Source organism: Rhodothermales bacterium, assembly GCA_034439735.1.
In the GTDB taxonomy this organism is placed as follows: domain Bacteria; phylum Bacteroidota; class Rhodothermia; order Rhodothermales; family JAHQVL01; genus JAWKNW01.
The window spans coordinates 1-8,688 of the sequence record JAWXAX010000115.1; the positions used below are offsets into that span (position 1 = coordinate 1).

At 65.5% G+C, this 8,688-nt stretch carries 10 protein-coding genes; all 10 read right to left on the reverse strand.

The window, feature by feature from the left end:
* Positions 1 to 743 (reverse strand): ATP phosphoribosyltransferase (hisG, locus tag SH809_08950; GenBank protein ID MDZ4699818.1); only part of this gene is annotated, 743 nt, incomplete at its 3' end.
* A 43-nt stretch (positions 744 to 786) separates the two neighbouring features.
* Positions 787 to 1,926 carry a DUF4837 family protein gene (locus tag SH809_08955; protein MDZ4699819.1) on the reverse strand — a complete coding sequence of 380 codons (1,140 nt, stop codon included), beginning with the start codon at positions 1,924 to 1,926 and terminating at the stop codon, positions 787 to 789.
* Between the two features lie 47 nt (positions 1,927 to 1,973).
* Positions 1,974 to 2,801 (reverse strand): tryptophan synthase subunit alpha, encoded by an 828-nt coding sequence (gene trpA / locus SH809_08960; protein MDZ4699820.1) that lies wholly within the window; start codon positions 2,799 to 2,801, stop codon positions 1,974 to 1,976.
* 17 nt (positions 2,802 to 2,818) lie between these two features.
* Entirely contained in the window at positions 2,819 to 4,036 is a 1,218-nt protein-coding gene (gene trpB, locus SH809_08965) for a tryptophan synthase subunit beta (protein MDZ4699821.1), read from the reverse strand.
* A gap of 13 nt (positions 4,037 to 4,049) precedes the next feature.
* Complete coding sequence (locus SH809_08970) at positions 4,050 to 4,697, reverse strand: phosphoribosylanthranilate isomerase (protein MDZ4699822.1); 648 nt, start codon at positions 4,695 to 4,697, stop codon at positions 4,050 to 4,052.
* 11 nt (positions 4,698 to 4,708) lie between these two features.
* Positions 4,709 to 5,512, reverse strand: coding sequence for an indole-3-glycerol phosphate synthase TrpC (gene trpC, locus SH809_08975; protein MDZ4699823.1), 804 nt, complete (start codon positions 5,510 to 5,512; stop codon positions 4,709 to 4,711).
* Between the two features lies 1 nt (position 5,513).
* Positions 5,514 to 6,551, reverse strand: coding sequence for an anthranilate phosphoribosyltransferase (gene trpD / locus SH809_08980; protein MDZ4699824.1), 1,038 nt, complete (start codon positions 6,549 to 6,551; stop codon positions 5,514 to 5,516).
* Entirely contained in the window at positions 6,548 to 7,156 is a 609-nt protein-coding gene (locus tag SH809_08985; protein ID MDZ4699825.1) for an aminodeoxychorismate/anthranilate synthase component II, read from the reverse strand. The genes trpD and SH809_08985 overlap by 4 nt, the downstream gene beginning before the upstream one ends.
* A gap of 5 nt (positions 7,157 to 7,161) precedes the next feature.
* On the reverse strand, positions 7,162 to 8,166 hold the full coding sequence (gene trpS, locus SH809_08990; GenBank protein ID MDZ4699826.1) for a tryptophan--tRNA ligase: 1,005 nt from the start codon (positions 8,164 to 8,166) through the stop codon (positions 7,162 to 7,164).
* A 321-nt stretch (positions 8,167 to 8,487) separates the two neighbouring features.
* On the reverse strand, positions 8,488 to 8,688 hold a 201-nt coding region (locus SH809_08995; protein MDZ4699827.1), incomplete at its 5' end, for a chorismate-binding protein.

Genomic DNA, 8,688 nt, shown 5'->3' on the forward strand with positions numbered 1-8,688 from the left:
ACATCCTCCCGGCGAGCGTTCATCTTCATCCCCACCCGCCCTTCCGCCCGGATGGCGCCTTCCATGAGCATGGCGATGTTTTCGATCTTGCGCCGCTTCCAGGGGTCGGCCCAGGCCGCTTTGTTGGCGATCAGCTGGGTGTTCGATTCCAGCAGGACCTGCGCGATCCGCAGGTTGTTCGCTCGCAACGACGAGCCCGTTTCCGTCACCTCGACGATCGCGTCGACCAGCTCGGGGCACTTTACTTCGGTGGCGCCCCAGGAGAACTCGACTTCGGCGTTCACGCCGTGTTCAGCGAGCCACTTTCGGGTGATGTTCACGACTTCCGTCGCGATCCGCTTCCCTTCGAGGTCGTACACCGAGTTGATGTCGGAATCCTCAGGTACAGCCAGGACCCAGCGCACGGGGCGCATGCTCCGCTTGGAGTAGACGAGGTCGGACACGGTCACGACCTGCGCGTCGGTCTCAATCACCCAGTCCTTGCCGGTGATGCCGGCATCGAACACGCCCTCCTCGACGTATCGCGCCATTTCCTGGGCACGGACGAGCATGGCGGACAGTTCGTCGTCGTCGATCGAGGGGACGTAGGCGCGGTCGCCGATCCGAAAGTGGAAGCTGGCCTTGCTGAGCAGTTCGAAGGTGGCATCCTGGAGGCTCCCTTTGGGGAGCCCGAGCCGCAACACGGGATTACCGGAAGCGGAAAGCGGGCGGGCGCTCCGTTCGGTCTTGTACGAAGTGGACATGGGTACGTGTGAATACGAAGGCGAAAAACGTGGAGTGCGGGGCTTATTCGAATCGAGTCGCGAGCGCCTCGGCGGCCGGCGGGGCCGTACGGAACGTGTGGGCGATCACCTCCATCTGGCGAAGGAACTCCCGCTTCTCATACCCCGGCGCGAAGATCATTCCATCGATCAGGTAGTTGCGCCCGGACTCCTGGTCGTAAAAAGCGTACGTCACGAACGAGCCGCCCATGCCCATTTGCAAGGTCCGGCCATCGGAGTCGAGCACCATCTGCCAGAGGCCGCGGGTTTCGAAGCCGTACCGATCGAGGAAGTTGATGTTTTCGGTGACCAGCGGCCGGCGACGGTCGATTTCGACGTAGCCGGCCTCGGTGCCTTGCATGTACTGCCGCGTGAGCGAGTCGCGCCGGGCATAGATCCACTCCGCCGACAGATCGGAAGGCTGGCCGTTTTCTTCGTAATAAACAAACAGGCTGCGCCAGGTCTCCGAGGAGATGACGCGGCGGAGCCACACGAAGTTGGTCGTGTCGACGGCGACGAAGTAGTCGTGCTGCCCGTTCACGGCGAACCCGTGTTTCTCCATGAGGCGTTCTTCGATTTCGGCCTGCCGGCCTTTTTGGAACATCTCGATCGTCAGCCGTTCCCGGGTAATCTTGTTGAATACATACAGCAGGTCCTCGGACTTGGCCCGGATCGCCGCGGCGACGCTGTCGGGGGTGGCGGCTGCGATATAGACGACTAGCTGGTCGCGTCGCCAGAGGTCTTCGCGGGAAACGACGGCGCTTTCGCCGGAGTCGATGAGGCCCTGCACGCCCTCCCCGAACCGGGCCTGGAGGAAGCGCGCCTCGGCGGTCGTGTCGCTGAGGGGGGCGACGATGACCACGTTTTTCTGCCGTTTCATCTGCTCGAACATGAGGTCCGTGCGGATGGAAATCTGTTGGATGTCAAACGCCGGCTCGGGTGCGGGCAGGGTATAGATGGGCCCGCCGAGCGTCTCGCGGATAGCATCGCCGATCGGGCCAATCCATTGGACCGAGTCGATCGCGATGGTGATCTTCCCTTCCGGTCCAGCGGCCAGCGGGCGGTGGTCATCGGAGATGTTGATGTTGCAGCCGCCGGCCACCGCGGTCATCAGCAGCAGCAAGGGCGCGGCGAACGTGCGTACAAACGGGCGAAGGTAGGGCATATCGCATTTCGGCGGAGTGTGCATGGTCCTAATGTAGGAGGTGGCGCTCAGGTTTCCGAATCGCCGTATTTAAGGGCGTGGACGAAGCGTCGGACGGCATCGAGGCGGGCCTCCGGCGCCAGCGAGACATCCGCCCAGGTGCGGTCGGTCATCTCGATCAGCGCCGAGCCAATGATGAAACCGTCCGTATGGGCCGACAGCCGCATCGCGTCCGCGTGGGTGCGGATGCCGAAGCCGACCATCAGCGGGTTGCGGGTCACGAGCCGGCGGGCGCGTTCGAGGTAGGCCTGGACGGCGTCCATCCCACCGATCTGCGTTCCGGTGAGCCCGGTCATCGACACGGCATAAACGAATCCGCGCGAAGCGGCGTCGACCGCGGCGATCCGGGTGTCGGAGGAGTTGGGGGCGATGAGGCTGATGAGGTCCAGCCCCTGCGCACGGGCCTCGGCATCGACGATCTCCCGTTCCTCCGGGGGAAGGTCCGGCAGGATGAGCCCCTGTACTCCTGAAGAGCGCGCATCCCGGCAAAAGTTGCTGACGCCATAGCGAAGGACGGGGTTGATGTACCCCATCAGCACGAGTGGCGTCTGGCTGGTGCGGCGGAAGGCTTCGACGAGGCGGAAGGCATCACTCATGCGGATGCCCTGCTTGAGGGCGCGTTCGCTGGATCGCTGGATGGGGAGCCCTTCGGCGAGCGGGTCGCTGAAGGGCATGCCGAGCTCGATGAAGTCGGCGCCGGCTTCATCGGCGGCCTGGAGGATGGGCAACGTCGCGTTGCGCTCCGGGAAGCCGTTGGTCAGAAACAGCCCCATGGCTTTTTCGCCCCGGGCGCCGGCGGCCTCGATCGCCGAGCGGAGGGTGGTGGATGCGTGCATGCGATGGAGGTCCAGACTTATGCGGTGAACAGATGGGTGGCGATGGTTTCCATGTCTTTGTCGCCCCTCCCGGAGCAGTTCAGGACGATGATCTGGTCGCGGCCCATGCCGGGGGCGATCCGGTCGAGCGCGGCGACGGCGTGGGCGGTTTCGAGGGCGGGGATGATGCCTTCGGACTCGGCCAGGAGGCGCACGCCGGCCAGCGCCTCGGCGTCGGTGACGGCGTGGTATGTCACGCGGCGTAGATCCTTGAGGTAGGCATGTTCAGGCCCAACGCCCGGGTAGTCGAGTCCGGCCGAGATCGAGTGCGCGATCTCTACCTGGCCCTCGGAATCCTGCAGCAGGTAGCTCATCGCGCCGTGCAACACGCCGGGCGAGCCGGCCGTGAGGGTGGCGGCATGCCGGCCATCCAGCCCTTCGCCGGCGGCCTCGGCGCCGTGCAGCGCCACGCCGGCGTCGTCGATGAACGGGTAGAAGATGCCCATCGCATTCGAGCCGCCGCCAACGCAGGCGACGACCGCGTCGGGTGTTTCGCGGCCCTCGCGGTCGCGCAGTTGCCGGCGGGTCTCGTCCCCGATCACGCGGTGGAAGTTGCGCACCATCATCGGATAGGGGTGGGGGCCCACGACGGATCCAATGATGTAAAACGTATCGGCGACGTTCGTCACCCAGTCCCGGATCGCCTCGTTTGTGGCGTCTTTGAGCGTCTGGCTCCCGCTGGTCACGGGGCGCACCTCCGCCCCCAGCAGCCGCATGCGGTGGACGTTTAGCCGCTGGCGGGCGGTGTCCTCGGCGCCCATGTACACCACACACGGCATCCCGAACTTCGCGCAGACGGTGGCCGTGGCCACGCCGTGCTGGCCGGCGCCGGTTTCGGCGATGATCCGCGTCTTGCCCATCCGCCGAGCGAGGAGGATCTGGCCGATGGTGTTGTTGACTTTATGGGCGCCCGTGTGGCAGAGATCCTCGCGTTTCAGGTAGATCTTCGGCCCGCCGAACCGTTCCGTCAGCCGTTCGGCGAACGTGAGCGGCGTCGGCCGACCGACGTAGTCATGCAGCAGCCTATGATACGTCTCCATAAACTCCTGGTCGTTCGACGCCTCGGCGTAGGCGCGCTTCAGCTCCTCCAGCGCCGGGATGAGGATCTCGGGCACGTAGGTGCCGCCGTACGGGCCGAAGTGGCCGTCGGCGCCCGGGGCGGCGTAAGGTAGTGCGTCTATCGTTGGGGTGGGCATGACGGGTGCGTGCTCAGGTGGATGACGAGGCGTTGATGCCGTCGAGGGTTTCGAAGAGGTCGGCCAACTTGTCGAAGTCTTTTATGCCCGGGGCGAATTCGACGCCGCTGGAGAGGTCGATGCCGAAGGGATGCACCCGTTGGATGACCTCGCGGACGTTGCCGGCATGGAGCCCGCCGGCGACGAACAGGTTGAACGAGGCGCTCAGCTCGGCCGCGACGTTCCAGTCGAACGCCTGCCCCGTACCCCCGCGGAGGCCGGCCTTCGCGGTGTCGAGCAGGAAGGCGGAGACGTGGGGCTGGAACGCCTCCATCTGCCGGCGCAGGGCGTCAGGGGTCGTGTCGGGGCGGACGTGCAGGGTCTTGATCACCGGGAGGTCGATCTGCCGGCAGTGGTCGACGCTCTCGTCGCCGCTGAGCTGGATCATCGTAAACCCCGCCTTTGCGGCCGCGGCGTGGATCTCAGCCGGCGTGGCGTCCACGAAGACGCCCACGGAGGTGATTCCGTAGAGCCAGCCGATGATCTCGGCCGCGCCGGCCGGTGAGATATACCGAGGGCTGGGGGGATGTTGGATAAATCCGAGGTAATCCACGCCGGCGCCGGCGCAGTAGCGCGCGTCGGCGAGGGTGGTGATACCGCAGATTTTGACGCGGGTTCGCATGGCGCTACGGATCAGGTTGATGACGCGAGCAGGGCGCGGAGGCCGGCGCGCACCTCGGCGAGCCGGGCGCCGGGGTCGGCGGCGCGCATGAACGACTCGCCGATGAGGGCGGCGTCGCAGCCGTGCCGGCGGACGAAGGCGAGGTCCTCTGCCGTCTCGATCCCACTTTCGGAGACCCGGACGACCGAGGCCGGCGCCGACGCGAAGACACGGGCCGAATGGCCGAGGTCGACTTCAAACGTCCGCAGGTCGCGGTTGTTTACGCCGAGGATGCGGACCTGCGTAAAGTCGATCCGATCCAGCTCGCCGGCGTCGTAGACCTCGACGAGGGCCTCCAGCCCGAGGTCGGAAGCGGCCTGGTGCAGGTCGTGCAGCTGCGTTCGATCGAGGATCGTGGCGATCAGCAATACGGCATCCGCCCCGTAGGCGCGGGCTTCAAGAAGCTGGTAGGAGTCGATGATGAAGTCCTTGCGCAGCAACGGGATGGAGGTTGCACCCCGCGCGATGCCGAGGTTGGCGAGCGCGCCTTGAAAAAACAGCGGCTCGGTGAGGACGGACAGCGCGCTGGCGCCGCCGGCCGCGTAGGCGCGTGCGATAGCGGCCACGTCGAAATCCTCTCGGATCACCCCTTTGGACGGCGAGGCTTTTTTGATTTCAGCGATGATGGCCAGCTCGTCGGTGCGGAGCGCCTGTTCGAGGGAGCGGATGGGCGCGTGAAAGCCGGGGAGGGCTTCGAGCGCGGCGGGCGGCGTCTCGCGTCGTCGTTCGGCGACGAGGTCTCGTGTGGCGACTACGATGCGGTCCAGGATGTTCATCTCAATCCGCCTCGCGTTTGGGCGCCTCGCGGGAGGCCTCGATGAGCGCCGCGAGGGCCTGGCGGGCGGTGCCGGCGTCGATGCTTTCGCGTGCGGCCTCCATGGCTTCTTCGGGGGAGGCGAAGCGGCCGGAGGTGGTGAGCGCATAAGTCGCGTTGAGGAGCACCACGTCGCGGTGCGGCCCGCGGATGCCGTCGAGCACACGGGTGAGGATGCCGGCATTTTCCTGCGCCGTCCCGCCGCGGAGGGCGTCGACCGTCGCGAAGTCGATCCCAAACGATTCCGGCGAGACGCGTTCGGACTGCGGGGGCCGGCGGCCGGCGCCACGGACCTGGAAGACCGTCGTCCGGCCCGTGGTCGAGAGCTCGTCCAGGCCGTCGTCCGCATGGACGGCCACGACGTGTTCGGCGCCAAGCCGGTTCAGGATGGTCGCCATCGTCTCGGCGACGTCGACGCTGAAGGCGCCGACGAGCTGGCGGCGGACGCCGGCGGGGTTGCACAGCGGCCCCAGGATGTTGAAGAAGGTGCGCACGCCCAGCGCGCGGCGAACGGGCATCACGTGGCGGAGGGCGGGGTGGAAGTAGGGGGCGAAGAGGAAAGCGATGCCGGCCTCGCGTAGGCAGTACTCGACGCCTTCTTTTCCGAGTTCGATATCCACCCCGAGCGCCGTCAGCACATCGGCGGAGCCGCACTGGGAGGAGATGGATCGGTTGCCGTGTTTGGCGACGGTGACGTCGGCGCCGGCGCAGACGAAGGCGGCGGCGGTGGAGATGTTGAACGTCCCGCTCCGGTCGCCGCCGGTGCCGCAGAGGTCGATGGCGTCGGGGTCGGGCGAGTCCACGCGGACGGCGTACTCGCGCATCACGCGGGTGAAGCCTACAAGTTCGTCGATGGTCTCGCCGCGGGCGCGCAGGCCCATGAGGAGGCCGGCAATCTGCTCGGGGCCGGCTTCGCCGCGCATGAGCGCGTGCATGGCTTGTTCGGCTTGAGTCTGCGAGAGGAGGTCGCCGGCGGCGATGGCGGAGAGGATGTCGGTCATGAGAAGCTCGGTGCGAAGGGGGTGGCGGCGCGCGTGTCGACGACACGGAGCCAGTTGCGAATCATCGCGGGGCCGGCGAGCGTCATCACGCTCTCCGGATGAAACTGGATGCCGCAGACCGGCAGGGTTTTGTGGTTGAGCCCCATGATGATGCCGTCGCCCGTGTGTGCCGTCACTTCAAGCGCATCCGGCAGGGTGGCGGGGTCCACGACAAGGGAGTGATACCGCGTGGCCTCAAAGGGTTCGGCGAGGCCGGCGAAAAGGCCGACGCCGTTGTGCTCGATCACGCTGGTTTTGCCGTGCATGAGGCTAGGAGCATACACGACATCCCCCCCGTACACCTGCCCGATGGCCTGGTGGCCAAGGCACACGCCCAGCACCGGGATGCCGGCGGCACCCGCGGCGCGGATGAGGTCCATCGTGATGCCGGCCTGGTCGGGCCGGCCGGGGCCGGGGGAGATGACCACGCCGGCCGGCGCCAGCGACAGCGCCTCGGCCACCGTGAGCGCGTCGTTGCGGTGGACGACGATGTCGGGCGTCTCGCGTCCGATGAGGTGGACGAGGTTGTAGGTGAACGAGTCGTAGTTGTCGATGACGAGGATCATGGCGGTCAGATCGTGGTGAGTAGGCCTGTCCGTTCGCGGACGCGTTCCATAAACGTCTCGGCGCGGGCGCGGCCGCGGAGGGCGCCCTGGCGGAGGACGTCGCGGACGTAGTCGGGCCGCGCGGCGAGCTCCCGCCGGCGTTCGCGGGCCTCCGCGAAGTAGGCGGTCATGAGGCCGAGCAATTCCTTTTTGGCGTGGCCGTAGCCGTAACCGCCGGCGCGGTAGGCGCTGGCGACCTCACGCGCTTTTTCCGGGTCGGCGAAGAGCTTTATCAGGGCGTAGACGTTGTCTTTCTCAGGATCCTTGGGTTCTTCGAGCGGGGTAGAGTCCGTCACGATCCCCATGATCTTCTTTTTGAGGTCGGCCCCTTCGTCGAAGATGCCGATCGTGTTGTTGTAGCTCTTGGACATCTTCCGCCCGTCGACGCCCGGGACCACGGCCACGTCTTCCAGGATGAGCGGCTCGGGAACGGGAAAGATCGGATCGTCCTCCAGGCAGTAGGTGGCGTTAAAGCGCATCGCGAGGTCGCGCGTCATCTCGATGTGCTGCTTCTGGTCCGCCCCGACGGGCACCAGCGTGCCGCCGTAGATGAGGATGTCGGCCGCCTGGAGGACGGGGTAGTTCAGCAGGCCGGCGTTGGGCGACAGCCCCTGGGCGACCTTGTCTTTATAGGACACCCCCTTTTCGAGTGCGGAGACCGGCGTGAGGTTGTAGAAAATCCAGGCGAGCTCCGTGACCTGGGGGACATCGCTCTGGACGAACAGGCTGGCCTTCTCGGGGTCGAACCCGAGCGCCAGGTAATCGAGCGCCACATCCAGCGTATACCGCCGGAGCAGGTCGGCATCGCGCACGCTCGTCAGGGCGTGGTAGTTGACGATGAAGTAGTAGGCCTCGTGCCGCGTGTGCAGCCGGATGTGCTGCCGCAGGGCGCCAAAGTAGTTGCCGATATGCAGCGTGCCCGAGGGTTGGATGCCGGAGACGACGACAGTCGGGGCGGTGGACGGAGGCATGGGGTTGGGTTCGGGGTTAACTAGTTAACATTTAATATTAAATAATGCGAATCAGGAGTTGGAATGCGTGTTCCGCGTGATGTGGGAGTGCATAACTACTTAAGAAACCATTGAGTTTTGCGCATTGCATAACGAACAAGTCATCCCCGCGAAGGCGGGGACCCAGAAAAATGCCAATCTGACGGCTGGATCCCCGCCTGCGCGGGGATGACTATGCCTTCGGTCAAAGCCGAGTGGTGACATTTTGCCCTGTTTTTGACGTTTCAACTCCTGATTCGCATTTAACATTTAATATTAAATAAGTAATTGTAAACCTTAAGCCTACAGCAAATCCCCCGCGGCGGCGCGGAGGGCTTCGTGGAGGGCTCGGGCTTTGTTTTCGGTTTCTTCGAACTCGCGGGCGGGGTCGCTATCGGCGACGATGCCGGCGCCGGCCTGGATGTAGACGTCTTCGCCCTGGACGACCATCGTCCGAATCGCGATGCAGGTATCCATGTTTCCTGAAAAATCGATGTAGCCGAC

What these genes read in the sequence shown, in the direction of transcription:
- SH809_08955 (MDZ4699819.1), bottom strand. Translation starts at nt 1,926, where the DNA reads ATGCCCTACCTTCGCCCGTTTGTACGCACGTTCGCCGCGCCCTTGCTG.
- trpA (MDZ4699820.1), bottom strand. Translation starts at nt 2,801, where the DNA reads ATGCACGCATCCACCACCCTCCGCTCGGCGATCGAGGCCGCCGGCGCC.
- trpB (MDZ4699821.1), bottom strand. Translation starts at nt 4,036, where the DNA reads ATGCCCACCCCAACGATAGACGCACTACCTTACGCCGCCCCGGGCGCC.
- SH809_08970 (MDZ4699822.1), bottom strand. Translation starts at nt 4,697, where the DNA reads ATGCGAACCCGCGTCAAAATCTGCGGTATCACCACCCTCGCCGACGCG.
- trpC (MDZ4699823.1), bottom strand. Translation starts at nt 5,512, where the DNA reads ATGAACATCCTGGACCGCATCGTAGTCGCCACACGAGACCTCGTCGCC.
- trpD (MDZ4699824.1), bottom strand. Translation starts at nt 6,551, where the DNA reads ATGACCGACATCCTCTCCGCCATCGCCGCCGGCGACCTCCTCTCGCAG.
- SH809_08985 (MDZ4699825.1), bottom strand. Translation starts at nt 7,156, where the DNA reads ATGATCCTCGTCATCGACAACTACGACTCGTTCACCTACAACCTCGTC.
- trpS (MDZ4699826.1), bottom strand. Translation starts at nt 8,166, where the DNA reads ATGCCTCCGTCCACCGCCCCGACTGTCGTCGTCTCCGGCATCCAACCC.